This is a genomic window from Halopiger goleimassiliensis (genome assembly GCF_000455345.1).
In the GTDB taxonomy this organism is placed as follows: domain Archaea; phylum Halobacteriota; class Halobacteria; order Halobacteriales; family Natrialbaceae; genus Halopiger_A; species Halopiger_A goleimassiliensis.
In genome coordinates this window covers 811,080-831,190 of record NZ_HG315691.1, presented here as the reverse complement: position 1 = coordinate 831,190, position 20,111 = coordinate 811,080, and the positions used below count along the sequence as shown (strand labels likewise).

At 69.7% G+C, this 20,111-nt stretch carries 14 protein-coding genes; 13 read left to right on the top strand and 1 reads right to left on the bottom strand.

Annotated features, from left to right (window positions below; genetic code table 11):
• The first annotated feature begins 86 nt into the window (after positions 1-86).
• From endA to TX79_RS18650, 6 genes are all read left to right on the top strand, one after another.
• Positions 87-1,172: a tRNA-intron lyase gene (endA, locus tag TX79_RS18675; RefSeq protein ID WP_049929171.1), complete on the top strand. Its 1,086-nt coding sequence runs from the start codon at positions 87-89 to the stop codon at positions 1,170-1,172.
• A 728-nt stretch (positions 1,173-1,900) separates the two neighbouring features.
• Complete coding sequence (locus TX79_RS18670) at positions 1,901-3,103, top strand: tubulin/FtsZ family protein (RefSeq protein WP_049929169.1); 1,203 nt, start codon at positions 1,901-1,903, stop codon at positions 3,101-3,103.
• Positions 3,104-3,239: 136 nt separating this feature from the next.
• On the top strand, positions 3,240-5,654 hold the full coding sequence (locus TX79_RS18665; RefSeq protein ID WP_049929168.1) for a DUF4129 domain-containing protein: 2,415 nt from the start codon (positions 3,240-3,242) through the stop codon (positions 5,652-5,654).
• The gene (locus tag TX79_RS18660) at positions 5,651-6,403 is read left to right on the top strand and encodes a DUF7269 family protein (protein ID WP_081655648.1); all 753 of its coding nucleotides are present in this window, start codon (positions 5,651-5,653) and stop codon (positions 6,401-6,403) included. Before TX79_RS18665 ends, TX79_RS18660 begins: the two co-directional genes overlap by 4 nt.
• Positions 6,396-7,748, top strand: a complete 1,353-nt coding sequence (locus TX79_RS18655; RefSeq protein WP_049929166.1) for a DUF58 domain-containing protein — start codon at positions 6,396-6,398, stop codon at positions 7,746-7,748. The genes TX79_RS18660 and TX79_RS18655 overlap by 8 nt, the downstream gene beginning before the upstream one ends.
• Entirely contained in the window at positions 7,748-9,769 is a 2,022-nt protein-coding gene (locus TX79_RS18650; RefSeq protein ID WP_049929165.1) for a DUF7519 family protein, read from the top strand. The genes TX79_RS18655 and TX79_RS18650 overlap by 1 nt, the downstream gene beginning before the upstream one ends.
• Before the next feature lie 29 nt (positions 9,770-9,798).
• Here TX79_RS18650 and TX79_RS18645 read toward each other — a convergent pair whose 3' ends face one another.
• Positions 9,799-10,767, bottom strand: coding sequence for an AAA family ATPase (locus tag TX79_RS18645; RefSeq protein WP_049929164.1), 969 nt, complete (start codon positions 10,765-10,767; stop codon positions 9,799-9,801).
• Positions 10,768-10,878: 111 nt separating this feature from the next.
• Here TX79_RS18645 and TX79_RS19490 point away from each other — a divergent pair, with 111 nt between their 5' ends.
• The 7 genes from TX79_RS19490 to pheT all read left to right on the top strand — a co-directional run bounded on the left by TX79_RS19490 (position 10,879) and on the right by pheT (position 20,095).
• Positions 10,879-11,037, top strand: a complete 159-nt coding sequence (locus TX79_RS19490; RefSeq protein WP_154660594.1) for a hypothetical protein — start codon at positions 10,879-10,881, stop codon at positions 11,035-11,037.
• 70 nt (positions 11,038-11,107) lie between these two features.
• On the top strand, positions 11,108-11,371 hold the full coding sequence (locus tag TX79_RS18640) for a PIN domain-containing protein (protein WP_230198619.1): 264 nt from the start codon (positions 11,108-11,110) through the stop codon (positions 11,369-11,371).
• A gap of 63 nt (positions 11,372-11,434) precedes the next feature.
• A complete protein-coding gene (locus TX79_RS18635; RefSeq protein WP_049929163.1) occupies positions 11,435-13,030 on the top strand; it encodes a tryptophan--tRNA ligase in 1,596 nt (531 codons plus the stop codon).
• 139 nt (positions 13,031-13,169) lie between these two features.
• Entirely contained in the window at positions 13,170-14,612 is a 1,443-nt protein-coding gene (locus TX79_RS18630) for a hypothetical protein (protein ID WP_049929162.1), read from the top strand.
• A 76-nt stretch (positions 14,613-14,688) separates the two neighbouring features.
• The gene (locus TX79_RS18625; protein WP_049929161.1) at positions 14,689-16,488 is read left to right on the top strand and encodes a sensor histidine kinase; all 1,800 of its coding nucleotides are present in this window, start codon (positions 14,689-14,691) and stop codon (positions 16,486-16,488) included.
• Positions 16,489-16,754: 266 nt separating this feature from the next.
• Positions 16,755-18,281 carry a phenylalanine--tRNA ligase subunit alpha gene (gene pheS, locus TX79_RS18620; protein WP_049929160.1) on the top strand — a complete coding sequence of 509 codons (1,527 nt, stop codon included), beginning with the start codon at positions 16,755-16,757 and terminating at the stop codon, positions 18,279-18,281.
• Positions 18,281-20,095 carry a phenylalanine--tRNA ligase subunit beta gene (gene pheT / locus TX79_RS18615; RefSeq protein ID WP_049929159.1) on the top strand — a complete coding sequence of 605 codons (1,815 nt, stop codon included), beginning with the start codon at positions 18,281-18,283 and terminating at the stop codon, positions 20,093-20,095. Before pheS ends, pheT begins: the two co-directional genes overlap by 1 nt.
• Positions 20,096-20,111 lie beyond the last annotated feature (16 nt).

Sequence of the window (20,111 nt, the reverse complement as noted above, 5' to 3'; positions counted from 1 at the left end):
TTTCGAGGGAGGAGAAACAGCGGGGACTCGACCGAATCCGACTAGCGATCCACAGCCCCTTAGTGATCGCCGCCCGACCCTCGAGTATGGGACTCGAGGGGCGATTCGACGAGGAAGCGGGCGTCGTTCGCGTCGGTGCGGACGCCCGGCAGCGATACCACGACTCGCGGGGGTACGGCTATCCGCTCTCGGGTAACGAGATCGCGCTGGCACCCGTCGAGGCGGCGCACCTGCTCTTCCGGGGCGACCTCGAGGCCGTGGTCGCCCCGGACGGCACGGAACTCGACTTCCGGTCGTTCGTCGCCCGCGAACCCGGCACGGACTTCGGGGTTCGCTTCCTCGTCTATGCGGACCTCCGGTCGCGGGGGTTTTACCTCTCGCCGGCGGCCAAACCCTGGGTCGCCGACCCGCCGGACGCGGACTTCGCCGTCTTCCCGCGCGGAAAGGGGCCACAGGACGGCGAGGTCGAGTACCCGCTGCGGGTGATCGGCGAGCGGACCGACGTGGCCGCCAGCGATCTCGCGGCGGGCGTCCTCGCTGTCGTCGACGAGGAGAGCGAGATCACGTACTTCGACATCTCGCGTGCGCCCCCGAGCGGCGCGACGGAGGCCCCGCTCCCCGAGGGCTGCGCGGCCGACCTGCTGGCCGACCGCGTCGTCGTCTGGGAGCCGCCGCTCGAGCTGTACGAGGAGGCCTTCTACGGCCAGCCGCTCGAGGGCCGGGAGTACGACCGGCCGACGCTACAGTGTTCCCTGCTCGAGGCGGCCTACCTCGCGGAGCGGGGGGCGATCGACCTCGAGCCGGAAACGGTTCGATCGCGCGGGCGCGAGGTCGAGGGCGACCGGTTCGACCGGCGACTCGCGGTCTACACGGCGCTGCGCGAGCGCGACGTCGTCCCCAAGACGGGCTACAAGTTCGGCGCGGACTTCCGGACCTACGACGAGGTGGAATCGGTCGACGAACTGGGCCACTCCGAACGGCTGGTGCGGGTCCATCCCGCCGACTACGTCTTCGAACCGCGCGATCTCGCGCTGGACGTCCGGCTGGCCCACGGGGTTCGGAAGACGATGGTGTTCGCGCTGGTCGACGGAGACGGACCCGCTGAAGACGATACCGAAGACGGAGGAACCGCGACGATCGAGTGGTGGTCGATCGAACGCCTGACGCCCTGATGAACGTCGAACTGGACGGTTTTTGAAAGAGAGTCGAAGCAAAGAACGTTGAATTGGATGCTGTTTTGAAAGAGAGTCGAAGCAAAGCGTCCTGCTATCGTGGACACGGGGAGTAGCCACACCCTCCCCAGCCGACTCGTTCGCTCGTAGCGGCGCTTCGCGCCCCGTCCTCGCTCACTCGTCCCTCGCGTCTCAGCGAGCCGCCCTCGCAGTGCTCACGGCTCACTCCGTTCGCCGTTCGCGTTCCGAGGTGCTCCCGTTGGTCGCACCTCGCCTTGCTCGGTCGGCTCGCCAGCGCGCCTAATGGCCGGGAACACGGCTCCGCGCACTCTCGCGCGGAGCCGGGCGACTCGGGGGAGGGCAGGCCCTTTCCTGGAGGACTGAAAGGGCGAGCCGTGCGTGGCGGCTATGCCGTGGTTCGAGAGACTTGCAGTCTCTCGTCATCACGAGACGCCTTCGGCGTCTCGAACGACCACGTTTTCGGTTGTCGGCAAAGCCGACAACCCATGTCGCATTCATATAGTCGCCTACCCCTATCCGCGCTTGCGCGGATATGTCGCTGAGCGACCGCGACAGCGGCGAGGGCTTTCGTCGTGGTCTCGTCTACTGATTTGCACCAGCATCAGTCACCGACTCGAGTCGAACGACACCGACGGACTCACCAGGATACAACCGGCGGCCACCGCGGTCGGAAACGTAAAACCCCCCGCCGGACCATAGGGGGACGTATGCAACTCGAGGTGATCGGTGTCGGTGGCGCAGGCTGTCGGATCGCCGATGCGATCCACGCGAGGGAGCCGGACGAGGGCGGGTTCGTCGGGACCGCCTACGCGTTCGATACCGACAGCGACGCGGTGACGGCGCTGTCGTCGATTCCCGTCGCTCACCGCCACCGGTACGGCCAGACCGTCGCGGGCGGACTCGAGGGGAATCTCCAGCAGGGGTTTGCGGTCGGCGAGGACCACGTCGACGAACTCAGCCGACAGCTCGACGAGGGAACGCCCGCGGTCGCGGACGCCTTTCTCGTCTGTCTCGGACTCGGCGGCGCGACCGGCGGCGGCACCGTCCCCGCGCTCGTTTCGAACCTCAAGACGCTGTACGACGAACCGGTCTACGTCCTCGCGACGCTGCCCGCCAAGCGCGAACTGGAACCCGGATCGAACTCCCAACGTGACCGCGAACGCGCGGGCGACCCGAGAGCGAACGCGAGCGAAGGGGCCACGAGCGGAGGCGACGGCGAGGACGCCCGCCCGATGGCCGAGCAGAACGCGGTCCGGACGCTCGAGCGACTCGAGGGGATCGCCGACGCGGTCGTCTGTTTCGACAACGACGAGTGGCTCCGCGGCGAGGAACCGCTCCGCGAGGCGCGCGATCGGCTCAACGAGGAACTCGTCGCGCGCGTGTCGGCCCTGTTCTCCGCGATGGGCGACGAGCGCGACGGCGGGGCGGCCGAGACGGTCGTCGACGCCAACGACCTCCACCGCATCCTCGGCGCGCGGACGGAGATCGCGACCATCGGCTACGGCAGACAGCAGGTCGACACCGGGAGCGACTCGCTGCTCGGTCTCGGCCTGTTCTCCTCGAGCGACGAGGTCGAGACTACCGAGGCGATCAGCGCCATCGAGACGACGATCAACAAGGCGCTGCACGGGAAACTCACCCTCGAGTGCGAGCGCGCGAGCGCGAGTCGGGCGCTGTTGCTCGTCGGCGGACCGCCGGCGTGGCTCAACCGGCGGGCCATCGCCGACGGCCGCTCGGTGCTCGAGTCGACCACCCAGTCGACCGAGATCCTGAGCGGCGACGCCCCCCGACCCGACAGCGACCAGGTGTTCGCTACCGTGCTCCTGGCCGGCCTCGACCCCGCGGGCCGCCTCGAGACCCTCCGCGAGGAGACCCGCCCGCTCGAGACGGATCGATACAGTACCGACTGAGACGGATTGCCGGAACGATATACCGGCCCACCCGCGCGACGAATCGCCGTCGGAGGCGTGTAGCGGGCGAGTACTTTTATAAGGCCGACCGATACAGATACACTGAAACAGCGGGTTTTGATGCGGGGACCAAGCGATGGCTGAACGCGACGCAGTCGACGAGCAGACGGCGGGACCGGACTGGGGACAGCTGGGGCTCGTCGGTTTGCTGTGTCTCACGCTCGCGCTCGCAGCCGTCGCAGCCCCCGGGCTCGGCGGCATCGGCCTGGGAGGACTCGGCGGCGACGCAGTCCCCGGCGACGCCGAACGGATTAGCACGCTCGAGAGCGAGGACCTCGAGGGCCAGCCACAGGAGTCCGGCGACGGGTTCGGCGACAGCCCCGCGAACGGGGACGCCGACATGGCCGGCAGTGACGCGGTAGCCGGCGAAGACGGCGGATCGGGCGGGGAACCCGGCGACGGAACTACTACCGACGACGGTACCGGAGGAGGCCACGGTGGCGACGACGGTGAACCCAGTGCGGCCGGAGCCGGCGACGGCGAGTTCGGCGACGGCGCAGACGGCGAGGCGGGCGGTGGTGAAGCCGGCGAAACCGGCGACGGTGAATTCGGTGACGACGGCCAGGTCGACGGCGAAGACGGCGAGTTCGGTGACGGAGACGCAGGGGACGGCGAGTTCGACACCGGTGAGGACGGCAGTGACGACGGCGAATTCGGTGACGGAGAGCCGAGCGACGGTGCTGGATCCGGAGAGAGCGGTGACGGCGAGTTCGGCGATGGCGACGGTGATGGCGGCGACGAGGGAAGCCAGGACGAGGAGGTCGACCTCGAGGAGGACTCGAGCCAGGACGAGTCCGACGACAGGATCGACGGGGACTCGAGCGACGAAGACGGCGCGGGGCAGGCGGACGAAGACGGTGACGAAGCGGAGACGACGACCACCTACGACGTGGCGTTCGAGGAGGAGCCGGTGCCTGGAGCCGAGACCACCGCGACGGTCACCAGGGACGGCGACCCGGCCGAGGACGTGGTGGTCTTCTTCGACGACGAGCGGGTCGGAACGACCGACGCGAACGGACGGGTGACCGGCGAGGTGCCGTACACCGACGAACTCGAGGTGACGCTCCGGCCGGCCGGAACGGCCCAGCCGGCGCTGACGGGTGCGGGGTCGGTCGTCGCCGACGGACCGCAGTTCGCCGGCGTCTCGAGCGCCGTCCAGGACGACGGGAACGAGACGCGGACGACCGTCGAACTGAACGCCGAGACGGAACTCGCGGTCGAGGACCCGATCGTCGCCGGGACGGACGTCACGATCAGGGCGACCGTCGCGGACAACCCGATCCCGGACGGGACCGTCTCCCTCGACGGCGACGAGCGGGGGACCACCGACGCCAACGGGACCGCGGAGATCACCCTCCCCGAGACGGCGGGGAACGCGACGATCGCCGTCGAGCGCGGCGAGATCAGGGCCGAACGGACCGTTACCGTCCGCGCGCTCTCGATCGAAACCGACGCGGCGTTCCCCCTTCCGGGGCGATCGATCGACGTCGAGGTGACGGAGGGTGACGATCCAGTCGACGACGCGACGGTCCTGTTAGACGGCGACAGGGTCGACACGACCGAGAACGGGACGGCGACGGTCGCGTTACCGATCGCGGACGCGGCGACGATCGGCGCGACCTACGAGGGGGCGACCGCCGAGACGACCGTCGATGGCCTGTATCGCAACGCCGCGATCCTCGCGGCCGTCGTCCTCGGCCTGCTCGGACTCGTCGGCTACGTGCTGGTCCGCCGGTTCGACGTGACGCGGGAGACCCTGCGCTCGCTGCCGGAACGGATCGTCGCACGCGCCCGGTGGCTGCTCGAGACGGTCCGGCGAAGCGTCGTCGAAGCGATCGTTCGGACGGCCGATGCCCTCGAGCGCGCCGGCTACTGGCTGGCCGACCGCGGACGTGACGCGCTCGACGCGCTCGCTCGCGCGGGTCGCTGGCTCGTCGGCCTGCCGGGGGCGCTCGCCGACCGGGGACTCGCCGCGCTCGCGGCAGTGAACCCGATCCGGCTGGCGGCGGCGCTCGTGGCCGCGATCAGATCGCTGTTCCGGTCCTCGGGGGAGCGACTCGAGTCGCTCGCCGATTCGGCGACGGGTGATTCCGAAACCGAAACGGGCGAGACGTCCGCGGCCGACCGCGACGTCGTCCTCACGCTCAGGGACCTCTGGGAGCAGTTCGTCGGGATCGTCCGCCCGCCGGAGCTCCGGACGAAGACGCCCGGCGAGGTCGGCCGCTACGCCGTCGAGAAGGGGTTCCCGGAGTCGCCGGTCCGCACCGTCGTCGACGCGTTCCGGGACGCCGAGTACGGGCCGTCGCCGCCCTCGAGCGATCGCCTCGAGCGGGTCCGCGCCGCGGTGCGCTCGGTCGCGGACGATCCGGACGGTGTCGACGCGGATCCGTCCGCGCAGGTGGTCGCCGATTCGGAGGCAGGCGGCGACTCGAGCGACGCCGGCGAGAGCGAACGCGAGGCCGGAGACCCCCGGGGAGGTGAGCCGCGATGAGAGTGCGATCGATCACCGACGCCGTGCTCGTGCTCGTCGCCCTCGCCGCGCTCGGGTTCGGGGCCGTGCTGGCGACGACGCCGTCCGCGATTCCGTCGGCGATCGGCCAGGAGGTCGCGACGCTCGAGGAATCGCTCGACCCCGAACACGTCCTGCTCGGGGCCGGGGCCGTCGTCGGCCTGTTCGCGCTGTGGCGGTCGTACTTCTCGGGCGCGACGGACGTACGCGACGGCGGCGTCGATCGGACGGAGCCGAACGAACCGACGGGTGACGTGACCGTGATCGGCGAGCGGACCAGCGAGCGCGTCGAGCGAACGATCGCGGCGCTCGAGCGGGGCACCCAGACCGACGCCGACGCGGTTCGCCGGGAGGTTCGTGCCGCCGTCCGGGCCATCGAGGAGGCTCGCGGCTACTCCCGGGAGCGGGCGGCCGAACGCGCCCGGACGGGCGCGTGGACCGACGACCGGATCGCCGCGACCTTCGTCGGCGACGAGTCGGCCGGGCGGCTCTCGCTGTGGCACCGGCTCCGCCGGTGGCTGTTCCCCGGCCGCACGTTCGAACGCCGGCTCGAGCGGACCCTCTCGACGCTCGAGGCCCGCGCGGCAGGCCGCAATTCGGCCGCCGACGGGGGAGAGACGATCGACCACGAGACGGAGGCAGGAACGAACGTGACGGACGGCGAGCCCGACGATACGGAGGCGAACCGATCGAACGACCGAGCAGGCGACGCGGGGGGCACCCATGCGTAGGGTCACGCGCTGGCACTCGGGCGTGGTCGCGTCGATCTTCCTCGTCGCCGTCGGCTTCCTCGTCGGGTCGGCCGCGCTCGTGGTGGCCGCGATGGTGCCGCTTACGTTCCTGGGGTACGCGGCGCTGTCGTCGGTCGCCGACCCCGCGTCGGCGATCGCGCTCGAGCGGGACTGCACGCCCGCGACGCCGTTGCCCGGGGAGCGCGTCGAGGTCACGCTCACCGTCCGCAACGAGTCCGATCGGACGCTGCCGGACGTGCGGATCGTCGACGGCGTCCCCGACGAACTCGAGGTGCTCGACGGGACCGCCCGCGAGGCGGTGACGCTCCGGGCCGGCGAGGAGGCGACGCTCAGCTACGCGCTGCGGCCGCGGCGCGGATCGTACGCCTTCGATCCGACGTGGGTGCGCCTGCGAAGCCTGAGCGCGACGGCCGTCTCCACCGACGCCGTCGCGGCTGGCGGCGACGACGAACTCGAGTGTACGGTGCCGCTGGACGGCGTGCCGATGCACCGGGAGACGATCCCGTTCGTCGGCTCGATCGCGACCGACAGCGGCGGGCCGGGCTACGAGTTCCACTCGACGCGGGACTACCAGCAGGGCGACCCGCTGAACCGGATCGACTGGCGACGCTACGCCCGAACCGGCGAACTCGGGACCGTCCGCTACCGCGAGCAGGAGGCGGCGAACGTCGTGGTGATCGTCGACGGACGGACGGACGCCCGACTCGCACCGGAACGGGGGCACCCGGACGGTATCACGCTCTCGGCGTACGCCGGCATCGTCACGACCAGCGCCCTGACCGACGTCGGCCACAACGTCGGCGTCGTCGGCCTCGGCGTCCGCGGCGAGACCCCCGGCGTCTACACGGGGCCGCCGGCGTACGTCGAACCCGGAACGGGCGCGAACGTCGGCGGTCGGATCGCTCGAGTCTGTGACGCCATCGCCGCACGCGGTAGCGGCGGGGACGTCACCGCTAGCGGCGCGAACGGGTCGTCCGGAGCGGCCGACGCGGGCTCGCCGACGGCCCGCGCCGACGGCGGCGTCGAGACCGCCGACTACCTCGACACCCTTCTGCCCCCGAATACCCAGCTGGTGGTCTGTACCCCGGCCGTCGACGACGAGATCGTCGACCTCGGGCTCGAGCTACGACGACGTGGCTATCCGCTCTCCGTGCTCTCGCCGAACGTCGCGGACCGCGACGACGTGGGGGCACGACTCGCCGCGGTACACCGGCAGGCGCGACTCGAGCGGCTCCGGCGGACGGACGTGCCGGTGGTCGACTGGTCGCCCGATACGAAGCTCTCGACCGCGCTCGAGCACGGCTTCGGGGAGGTGATCCGCTGATGGCGACCGACGCGGGCCGTCGGTCCGGATCGACGCGGTACGACCGACGGGAGTCCCGACAGTCGGGAGACGCGCGCACGAGGGATCGACGCAGAGCGGAGACGGTAAGCGCGCCGGTGACGGCTATCGCGACCATCGTCGCGGCGCTTTCGGGCGTCCTCGTGCTCGCGTTCGGGGCCGACGTCCTCCTGCCAGGCGTCGTCGCCGCGGTCGCCGGTGGCCTGTTGACGGCGACCGTGACGGCGACGAAACGACGGACACCGGGCGGCCGCGCCGTCGGCAGCGTGCTCGTCGTCCTGACGGCCATCGCGATAACGGCTGCCGTCGGGCTCACGGCGCTCGGAGGCCTCTCGCTCGGAATCGTCTATCGAGTCGGGCTCGTCGTCGCGATCGGAGTCGCGGCGTTCGGTGCGACGGCCACGCTCACCGGCGCGATCGGGGACGGTGCCGTGCGCTCTGCCCTGCCGATCACGACCGCTACCTCGCTCCCGCTCGTCCTCGTGGCCGCAATCTACAGCGGCGTCGTGGATTCGCTAGTCCCCGACCGACGATCAATCGGTGGGGTCGACACCGGCGTCGTCAGCGAACCGTTGCTCTCGCCCGACGGGATCGCGGCGGCGACTGCCACGTTCGTCCTCCTCGCGGTCGCGACGCTGTGGACGGTCTGGATCGTCCTGCCGCGGCTGCCGATCGTCGAGTTCGTCCCGCGGGATCGGCGCGCGGAAGCCCGCGAGTGGGTCTCCCGGATCGCCACCGCGTCGCTGCACTACGGGTTCGTCGTTCTCCTGCTCGGGTTGACCGCGGCCGCGTTGCTGGTCGGCCGGGAGGAGATCACCGTCGACGTCGTCGCCAACGCGGCCGATCTGCTCGAGACGATCCTCGAGCCGATCGCGACCTCGAGGGCGCTCCGACTGCTGTTGCTCTGGAGTATCGCCGCGTTCGTCGCGGCGTACGTCATCTCGCGACTCCCGGGGCTGTACCGGCTGCGACACAGTTCGCTGGTCGCCTGGACCCCGGTACTGACCGGCGGCGTCCTCACGGCGACGCTGATAGCGGTCGCGTATCCGACGCTGTTCGAGCGGCTGCTCGCGCCCGAACTCGAGGCGCTCGCCGCCGACGGGGTCGTGATCCCGAACCCGCTGGGCGGCGTCCTGACGGGCGAGTCCCTGTACGCAATGCTGGCTCCGCCGGGCGGGGTCGCCGTCGCCGCGGTCGCGATGATGGCCGCGGTCGGCACCGCCGGACTGGTGGTGGGCCTGATCTGGCTGACCGGGGCGGTCGCACTCCTGCCCGACCGGGCCGCTCCGGGGTCGGTCGTCGCGGGGGCGCTCGTCCTCGGGAGCGTCCTCGCCGGGGTGGACGGGGCCGGCACGCTGGTGGTCGCGATCCCCGTCGCGTCCGCGATCGTCGCCTGGGACGCGGCCGTCTACGGCGTCTCGATCACCGAGGAACTCGGCGCGGACGCCCCCGTGCGGCGTCCGGCGCTCGTCCACGTCACCGGCGCGGCCGTCGTCGGCCTCGCGAGCGTCGCGCTCGCGGTCGGCCTCACCGCCCTCGCCGAGCGCCTGACCGCGCGAACGGGCGTCACGATCGTTCTCAGCCTCACCGTCGCCTTGCTCGCGGTCTGGATCGTCCTCAAACGGCGGGCGACACGACGGGCCGTCGAGTCGGCCCGGGCCGATCGGCGCGATTCGGGCCGTTCAGGGACGACCCCCCGCGAGCGACGCTCCGAGCCGGCCGCCCCTCGAGAACGTCCCCGAAGGAGCCAGGAGACCGACCGTCCGAACGAGGCGGTGTCCGACCCCGACCGAGAGATCAGCACGACCACCGTCCCGGTGCTTGCACCCGGCGACCGCGTCGACCTCGAGGCGGCCGGCTACGAGACGGTCGGCGACCTCCAGAAAGCGACGGCGGCGGAGCTGGCAGCAGTCGAGGGGCTCCATCCGAGGAAAGCGACGGCGATCAAACGGGCCGTCGACGCAGGGATCGACGGCGACGATACTGGGTCCGACGACGGCTGATCCATCCCACGATCTGTCGGCCTCGAGCGTTACGGGTCGACCGCCGGCACTTCGACGCGGTTCAGCACGTCCCCCACGACGGTCGCCCCGTCGACGCCGTCGATCCGTGCGTCGGTCGTCAGCACGAGGCGGTGTTGCATCAGCGGTTCGGCGATCCGCTTGACGTCGTCCGGCGCGACGTACTCGCGGCCGGCGATCACCGCCCGGGCGCGCGCGGCCTCGTAGTAGCGCTGGATGCCCCGCGGCGAGATGCCGATGTCGACCCGGTCGTCGCGCCGGGTCGCCCGAGCGAGGTCGACGAGATACTCCCGGACCGCCCGGTCCATCGTCACGCCTTCGGGAACCCGCTGGAGTCGTCGAACGCCCTCGCCGTCGAGCACCGGATCGACGGAGGGCATCTTCGTCTCCCGCCGGCTCCGGCGCTCGATCAACTCGAGTTCGCCCGCCTTCTCGGGGTAGCCGATCGAGGATTTGACCATGAAGCGGTCGCGCTGGGCCTCGGGAAGTTCGAACGTTCCCTCCTGTTCGACCGGGTTCTGGGTGGCGATCACCAGGAACGGGTCCGGCAGGTCGCGGGTCTCGCCGTCGACCGTCACCTGGCCCTCGTCCATCGCCTCGAGCAACGCCGCCTGCGTCTTCGGCGGCGCACGGTTGATCTCGTCGGCCAGCACGACGTTCGCGAACACCGGTCCCGGCGTGAACTCGAACTCGCCGCGCTGCTCGTTGAACACGTGCGACCCCGTGATGTCGCTCGGGAGCAGGTCCGGCGTGAACTGGATCCGCGAGAACTCGAGGCCGAGCGCCTGCGCCAGCGTCAGCGCCGTCAGCGTCTTTCCGGTTCCCGGCACGTCCTCGAGGAGGACGTGGCCCCGCGCCAGCGTCGCCGTGAGGACGTGCTCCAGGAACTCCCGATCGGTGATGACCGCGTCGCCGATGCGGGAGATCACCTCGTCACACCGCTCGCTCGCCGACGCGACCGTGAGATCGTCGCCTTGCATCGGTCATCACTGTCAGCCGAACGACCAAGAACGTACTGGCGTGGTAGCACCGTTCGATTCTCAAACACACCTTGGAGAACTGTTTTATCACCAGCGACCGAGCAGCCTACCATGGGAGTCTACGCCGACGAAGTGAGCGAGTTTACGCGATCGAACGACGAGAACGAGGACGACGACCGCGAGCCGCTTGGTGAACGGCTTCGAGGAATGGCAAGCGAGATCGACGTCGATTCCGTCGACGAGGTTCGTGAACTCCGCGAACGGTCATGAGACTCTTTCTCGATACCAACGTATTCATCGCTGCAGTTACAGACGAGCAGGATACAGGGGGCTCAATCTGATGGAGCTGCGGTCGGTGCTGACGAAGAAGCAACGTCTCGAGCTATCCCGGGCCGAAACGATCCAGGACGAAATCACCAGCGACGTAAGGATCGTCATCCCCGACGCGTCCGATATGATGGACGCCAATCGGCTACAGCGTGAAACGCTGCTGTATCCACTCGATTGTTCGATACTCGCCTGTGCACAGAGTCACGACGCTGAACTGGTGTCTTTCGACTCGGAGTTGCAACAGGCGGGTGCTCTCAGTCCTCGCGACGTGTAACCGTACTCGTCTCTCACACCGAAGCCGAAGGCTTTTGCGCGCTGGCGCGCCAACCCCGTGATAATGACCGGAGACGACCCGCTCGAGGAGTCCGAGTCAGGGGAACCGACGACCGGGGAACCGGTGACGGATGGTGGCGCTGCAGGAGCCGACGATGTCGCGCTGGATCCCTGGGGCTCCTCGACCGTCTCCGACTACCGGAAACTGTTCGAAGAGTTCGGTATCGAGGAGGTGGACGAACTGCTCGAGGAGGTGCCCAACCCCCACTACCTGATGCGCCGCGGCGTGATCTTCGGCCACCGCGATTACCGGCCGGTCGCCGAAGCGCTGCGCGAGGGGAAAGAGGCCGCCGTCCTCTCGGGGTTCATGCCCACCGGCGACCCCCACATCGGGCACAAACTGGTCTTCGACGAGATCATCTGGCACCAGCAACAGGGCGCGGACGCCTACGCGCTGATCGCCGACCTCGAGGCGAACTCGGCCCGCGGGATGTCCTGGGAGGAGATCGACGAACACGCCCGGGATTACCTCCTCTCACTGCTCGCGCTCGGGTTCGACCCCGAGGAAGGCACGCTCTACCGCCAGTCCACGAATCGCGAACTGCAGGACCTGGCGTTCGAACTCGGCTCGGAGGCCAACTTCTCGGAGTTCCAGGCGATCTACGGCTTCGACGGCGAGACCAGCGTCTCGCACATGCAGTCGGTCGTCACCCAGATGGCCGACATCCTCTACCCGCAACTCGAGGAGCCGAAACCGACGGTCATCCCCGTCGGCCCCGACCAGGACCCCCACGTCCGGCTCGCACGGGATCTGGCCGAACGGATGCGCTTCTTCAAGGTCTCGAAGGCGTTCGCCAGCTTCGAACTCGAGCCGGGGGAACGCGACGTCGTCGCGGAGTTCTACGAGCGCCTCGATCCCGCCGACTTCGACGACGACCAGCTTCGGTGCGTTCACGTCGCCGAGGCGCTCGAGGAAACGCCGCTGTCGGATCTCGAGGTCGACGCGGGAACGCTCGATTCCGTCCTGACGAAACTCCGCGAGGCGGGCATGGAGCCGGTCCGGCCCCGCACCCGCTTCTTCGATCGCCGGGCCACCGACGAGGCGTTCGAGGCGCTGATCGACGCCGTCGACGGCGAGAAGCGCGTCTACGAGAGCCACGTCGACGCCTTCGACCTCGACGTCGCCGCAGCCGAGGAACTCGCCCGCGAGATCGAACTCGCACACGGCGGCTACGGCTTCCGGCCGCCGTCGTCGATCTACCACCGCTTCATGACCGGCCTCACCGGCGGGAAGATGTCCTCCTCGATCCCCGCCTCGCACATCTCCCTGCTGGACGACCCCGAGGACGGCTACGACAAGGTCAAAGCCGCGACCACGGGCGGCCGCGAGACCGCCGAGGAACAGCGCGAGAAGGGCGGTCGCGCCGACGAGTGTCCCGTTTACGAACTGTACGCCTACCTGCTGGCCGGCGACGACGACGAGTTCGCCAAGCGCGTCTACGACGAGTGCGTCGGCGGCGAACGGCTCTGTGGCGACTGCAAGGAGCAGGCCGCCCAGCTCATGCGGGAGTTCCTCGAGGAACACCAGGAGAAACGCGAGGAGGTCGAGGAGTTGCTCGAGGCGGCGGACGTCGAACTCGAGTCGCCCCGACGGGCCTGACGGTCCCGGGCGTGGAAGTCGACCGCCGCCGGGACCGCGACCGGGTCGAACCGGCCGCCGCCGTCGGATCTGTCAGCCTAACGTACACGGCGGCGTCTGACGAAAATATTTACGACCCACCGTGGTAGAGCCGCCACGGATGCCCCGCCCCTCCGGCCCGCCACGCGACGCCGACGAGCTGTTGATCTGTGCCGACGTGCTGGGTGCGTTCGGCGTCGGCCCGACGGACGTCGCCCGAGCGGACGCGGACACGCTCGAGGAGGCGCTCGCAACTGCCCTCGCCGACGGCCAGCACCGGACCAGCGTCCTCCGGCGAACGATCGCGCGGAGCGACCCCGGCCTCGGCTGTGCCGCCCGCTACGCCCACGACGCGCTCGTCGACGAACTCGAGACCCTCTTCGAGTCGGTCGACTGGTCGTTCGAGATGGTCCCCGCGACGGAACGGCGCGACCGCTGGACCGTCCGGGTCAGCGACCACCGCGGACGACAGGCCGAGACGACGGTCGCGTACCCCGATACGCCGCTCGGAACCGACAACCTCCCGGCAATCCTCCACGCGCTCAACACCTCCCTGCTCGCCGGCACCGACGCGCGGTTCGTCTTGCTCTCGAGCGGGCGCGATCGCTGGCAGGCCGCCCTCGTCGATCCCGAAGAACTCGAGCGGCTGCGCGACCGGTACGGCCCACGCATCACCGCAGTCGAGCGGCCGCTGCTGCCCGAACACCCGATCGAGGCGTACGTTCCGGACGCCGACTCGGCCGACGGACGCCCGTCGTCGGCCGAGGAGACCGACCCCTGGCCCGACTGGGCACAGACCCGGGAACGGGACGACGGAGCGGCCGCTCGAGCCGACGGCGCGGACGCCAGCCAGTCGACGCTGACCGACGTGGCCTCGCTGATCGAGGACCCCGAAACCGACGACCACGCCGAAGCGGACGCCGCCGGGTCGTCCGCCGAAGCGGACGAATCCGACGACGCGACCGACGACCGTGGAGCGGCGGACGACGCTGCCGCCGGCCCCGGTACGGCAGGGGAGACGACCGAGGGTCGATCGCCCGTGGAGCCGGCAGCCGCCTCGTCGACCGCAGCGACGGACGGCTTCGAACTTCGAGGGTCGCCGTCGGTCTCGAGAGTGTCCGACGACGCCCCGACCGAGACGACGTCACCCCCCGAGTGCCGCCGAGCGGATCGGTCGCTCCTCGCCGCCGACTCGGACTCGTCCGACGCCGACGCGAACTCGCGCGCCGACGACGCGTTCGGGACGCTCTCGGGCACGACCCGGACGGCCCGCGTCTCGAACGACTCGTTCGGCAGCGACGTCGCCTGGGACACCGAAACCGACCGCTACCGGGCGCTGGGTGCCGCTCTCGGTGCCGGCGGCCGCGTCTCCGTGCGCGGCCTGCTCGAGGACGACGAGTTCTTGCCGGAACTGCCCGCGGCCGAACCCGAACGGACGCGCATCGAGTTCGAGGACCCGTTCGATCCCGGCGCGTTGCACGAGGCGAGAGCCGCCGCCGAACAGTCCGGCTTCGTCTGGGTCGACGCGGGCACCCTCGATCGGACCCGCGTCTCGAACGGGTGAACGGAGTGCTGTCGTTCGACCCGACCCGAAACTGCCACAATAGGTTTTAGCCGCGGGTCGAAAGTAGCGCGTATCGATGACAGCGACGGCGACGATGGGAGCAGCGGGCGTCCTCGGCGCGAGCGGGCTCGCCCTCTGCTGGCTCGCCCTCGTCGTCGCCAGACGGCCCGACAGACCGGGACGAACGGCGTTCGGCCTGTTTGCCGGCGTCGTCGCGGTAGCCGCGCTGAGTGGCGCGGTCGGACTGCTCGTCGGGGTCGAGCCGACGATCGACGGCTGGAATCACCTCGTCCGTGCGCCAGCGTATCTGGCCGTCGGTGCCTGGTTCGTTTTCGTCGTCCAGTACACGGGACGGAGCGAGTCACTCACTGGACGAGGAACCATCGCCCTGATGAGCCCGCTGGTCGCGGCCGTCGTGCTGACGACGCTCGACGTCGGAATCGCCGGACAGAACGGCTCGCCAGCCGACATCGTTTCCGTCCTCGACACCGCTGGCGGCACCCTCTGGATCGCCGTCGGCGTCCTGCTGTTCGGCCTCTTTCCGTTCGCCTTCGCGTTCGCCGGCATCGCGATCCTCCTCCAGACGAGTTTCGCGAGCGACCGGTTCTCGGCCGGACTGGCCGGCACGCTCGGCGTCGTCGTCGTGAGCCCGCTGGTCGCCTCGTTCGTCGGCTCGACGGTCAACGACGCGATCGGCACTGGCGGGCTCCTCGCCATCTACGCGATCGGATTCGGGAGTTGTGCGGTCGCCTGCTGGGTGGCGATCGATCGGTACGAGGCGTTCGGCTCCTCGGCCGTCGCCGTCAGCACGCTCGCCCGACGGCGCGTCCTCTCGGAACTCGAGGACGCCATCGTCGTCCTCGACGATCGAAACCGGATCGTCGACCTGAACGACGCCGCCATGCGGACGTTCGACGTGCGTTCCCAGGACGTGATCGGCGACCCCGTGGACGCCCTCGTCGGCCAGCGCCTCGAGAGCCTCGACACCGACGACGTCGTCCGCCTCGAGACGGTCGACGGCACGCGGCGGTTCGACTCCCAGGCGACCGGATTGGTCGTCGACGACCAGTGGGTCGGGACGGTGGTGAACTTCCGGGACGTCACCGAGCGGGAACTCCGCGAACAGCGGATCCGAATCCTCAATCGCGTGCTCCGGCACAACCTGCGGAACAAACTCGCGGTCGTCCGGGGGAACGCAGAACGGGTGCGGACCGTCGACGAACCGTCTTCGATCGCCACCGAGATCCAGGCCGTCTCGGACGAACTGCTCGCGCTCGGCGAGAAGGCTCGCATGATCGAGTCGGTGCTCGACGCCCAGCGATCGAACGTCGATCCCACGCGGGTCGCGGCGGTCGTCGAGTCCGTCGTCGAGGACGTCCGGGCGCGAAACGAGGACTACGAGATCGACGTCGCGATCCGCGAGAGCTGGACCATCGAGGCCAGCGGCCGCGCGCTCGAGTACGTCGTGGGCGAACTGATCGAGAACGCCATCGCCCACAACGACGCCGCGTCGCCGCGAGTCGAGGTGACGGTGACGGCGGACGACGAGCGCCACGGCATCGTCTCGATCGTGGACAACGGTCCCGGCATTCCGGAGGAAGAACGCGTCGCCATCCAGTCGGGCGAGGAGTCGCCGCTCGTCCACGGCAGCGGCCTCGGCCTGTGGGGCGTCCGCTGGATCGTCACGCTGCTGGGCGGCGACCTCCAGTTCGCGGCGAACGACCCCCGCGGAACGATCGTCCACGTGGACCTGCCGCGGCAGTCGACGCCCGAGTCGCTGCAGGACCCGACCATCGTCCGCGACCGCTCGGAAGCGGGGCTGGTGACGACCGACGGCGGCGACCGCGAGCCACCGTCGATGGGGCGTGGGGAGTGAGGGCACACCGCAACGTTTTTGCCGAGGGTCGCGAATTCTCGAACGATGACGCCCGAATCCCACGACGGCGGTGTCGGCGATCGACCGCAGCAGCGACGCCCGGGATTCGGCTTCCGTTTTCGCGGGTAGGACGGGGCGGTGGACCCGGGGACGACCACACCGGTCGGCCCGGCGAAACCGTCCAGTTCGGGACGGCTCGAGCGACTGCCCTCTCGAGCCGAGTCGGAACCGCTAACTGAGAGCCACCCAGCTATCTACCCAAGCGAATGCAACTTCCAGAATCACAGGTCGCGGTCCTAGAGGCCGCGAGCGCGGACGAGGCGACGGCCGTCGACGCCCTCGCCGCGGCGACCGACCTGCCGCCGGAAACCGTCACCGGGGCGGCGTTCGAACTCGAATCGGAGGGCCTGGTCGCCGTCGAGGAGCGCGTCGACGAAACGATCACGCTGACCGACGAGGGGGGGACCTACGCCACGGAGGGCCTGCCCGAGGTGCGACTGTACGAGGCAGCCCTCGAGGCCAGCGCGGACGAGGACCCCGTCGAGATGGGGCGAGTCATCGGCCAGTCCGGCCTCGAGGGGCCGCAGGTCGACATCGCGCTGTCGAACTACGCCCGGAAGGGGTACGGTACGATCGAGAGCGGCGAGATCACCGCCGACCCCGACGCCGATCCGTCGGCCGACGCCGAGGCGAACGCCCTCGAGAGGCTGTCGGGCCAGGATGCACTCGGGCTCGAGGACGTGGGCGTCGACGACGAGACGCTCGAGCAACTCGAGCGGCGCGGCCTCGTCGAGGTGCGCGAGTCGACCGTCCGCGAGGTGACGCTGACCGAGCAGGGCGTCACGGAACTGATGGCCGGCGTCGAGACGGCCGAGACGGTCGGCCAGGTGACGCCGGAACTGCTCACGAGCGGCGAGTGGGAAGACGTGGAGTTCGCCGACTACAACGTCGAGGCCGACGCCGAGGCGGTCGAGAGCGGCAAGGTCCACGTCCTGCGCCAGATGGCCGAGCGCGTCAAGGACGTCCTCGTCGGGATGGGCTTCCAGGAGATGGACGGTCCCCACGTCGACGCGGACTTCTGGATCAACGACTGCCTGTTCATGCCCCAGGACCACCCCGCTCGCACGCACTGGGACCGCTTCGCGATGGAGCAGCCCAGCCACATCGACGACCTCCCCGAGGACCTCGTCGCGGACGTCGAGCGCGTCCACCGCGAGGGACTCGGTGACGACAGCGAGGGGTACCACTCGCCGTGGGACGAGGACTTCGCCCGGGCGCTCGCGCTTCGGGGGCACACCACCTCGCTCTCGACGCGCTACCTGTCGGGCGAACAGATCGGCGAGATCGAACCGCCCGCGCGCTTCTTCAGCGTCGAGAAAGCGTACCGGAACGACACGCTCGACGCAACACACCTCCTCGAGTTCTACCAGATCGAGGGGTGGGTGATGGCCGAGGACCTCTCGGTGCGGGATCTGATGGGCACCTTCGAGGAGTTCTACGCCCAGTTCGGCATCGAGGACATCCAGTTCAAACCCCACTACAACCCCTACACGGAGCCGAGCTTCGAACTGTTCGGCACCCACCCCACGACGGGCGAACTGATCGAGATCGGTAACTCCGGCATCTTCCGCGAGGAGATGCTCGAGCCGCTGGGCGTCGACTGCGACGTCATGGCCTGGGGACTGGCCCTCGAGCGACTGGCCATGCTGACCACCGGCGCGGAGGACATCCGCGACCTCCACGGGACGCTCGCCGACCTCGAGTTCCTGCGCAACGCGGAGGTGACCTACTGATGCCCACCGTCGACATCGATCCCGACGAACTGCGCGAGTTGACCGACCACGAGGAGAAGAGCGACGAGGAGCTGAAGGACGATCTGTTCGGCCTCGGCCTCGAGTTCGAGGGCCGCACCGAGGACGGCGCGTTCGAACTCGAGTTCGCCCCCGACCGCCTCGACCGGCTCTCGGTCGAGGGCGTCGCCCGGTCGCTGCGCTACCACTACGGCGACTCGCGGGGCGTCCACGTCCCCTCGACGAACGCCGCGGACTGGACGATCGAGGTCGACGAGTCGGTCCCCGACGAGCGACCGTACGTGACCGGCGCGGTGGTCCGTGACGTCGACTTGGACGAGGAAGCCCTCGAGTCGCTCATCCAACTGCAAGAGAAGCTCCACGCGACGATGGGCCGCAAGCGTGCCAAGGGCGCGATCGGCATTCACGACCTGACGATGCTCAAGGGTCACGATGCGCTACGCGCATCGGAACACGCGAGCGGCGATGAGCCGCGAGCGAGCCCCGCGACGGAGGGGAATCCAACGATCGAGTACGTCGGCATAGAGCCCGACGAGGACACGTTCGTCCCGCTGGACTCGGACAAAGAGATGACGCCGGCACAGGTGCTCGAGGAGCACCCGACGGGCGAGACCTACGCCGACCTCGTCAGCGAGTACGAGCGCTACCCCGCGATCTACGACGACCTCGGGCTGTTCTCGTTCCCGCCGGTCATCAACGGCCGCCGCACGGAGGTCTCGACGGACTCGAGAGACCTGTTCGTCGAGATGACCGGCACCGACCAGTGGACGATCGACAAGATGCTGAACATCGTCTGCTACGCGCTGGCCGCGCGCGGGGCCACGCTCGAGGAGGTCCGCGTCGAGTACCCGGACAGCGAGGCCGCGAACGCGGCCTCGGACGGGAGCCGGACGGAGTCCGGCGGACGCGAGATCGTTCGCCCGGACCTCTCGACGAAGACCAAGACGGTCGCCCACGACCGCATCGAGACCATCCTCGGCATCGAACTCGCGCCCGACGAGGTGATCGACCTCGCGGAGCGGTCGGGGCTCGAAGCGGAGCGCGAGGAGGACGACGACGGGAACCTCGTCTACGAGGTCACGATCCCGCCGTACCGCGTCGACGTCCTCCACCCGCTGGACGTGATCGACGACCTCGGGCGGGCCTACGGCTTCAACGACCTCGAGCCGACCTACCCCGACGTGGGAACCGTCGGCGGCCGCCACGAGCGCTCGCGCCTCGAGCGCGCGGCCCGCGAGCAACTCGTCGGGCTGGGCTTCGAGGACCTGCTGAACTTCCACATGATCAACGAGGAGCAGAACTACGAGCGCCTGGACCTCGAACCGGGCACCGACGCCTACGGCGCGGGCGAGCCCACCACCATCAAGGAGGTCTACAGCGAGGACTACACGATGTTGCGGACCTGGGTGCTGCCCTCGCTGCTGACGGTCCTCGAGCGCAACACCCACCGCTCGTACCCACAGCACCTCTCCGAGATCGGCTTTACGGCCCGTCTCGACGAGACGGAGAACACCGGCGTCGCCGAGAACCGCCACGTCGGGGCCGTCCTCGCGAGCCACGACGCCGGCTACGAGGACGCCAAGGCCCGCCTGCAGGCGCTCTGCCGCCAGTTCGACGTCGACCTCGAGACGCCGCCGACCGACCACCCGACGTTCATCTCCGGTCGAACGGCCGCGGTCGTCATCGACGGCGAGGAGGTCGGCGTGATCGGCGAGATCCACCCGAAAGTGCTCGTCGAACACGACCTCGAGGTGCCCGCGGCCGCGTTCGAGTTCGACCTCGCGGCGCTGCGGTAACCGGCTATTTTCGTTC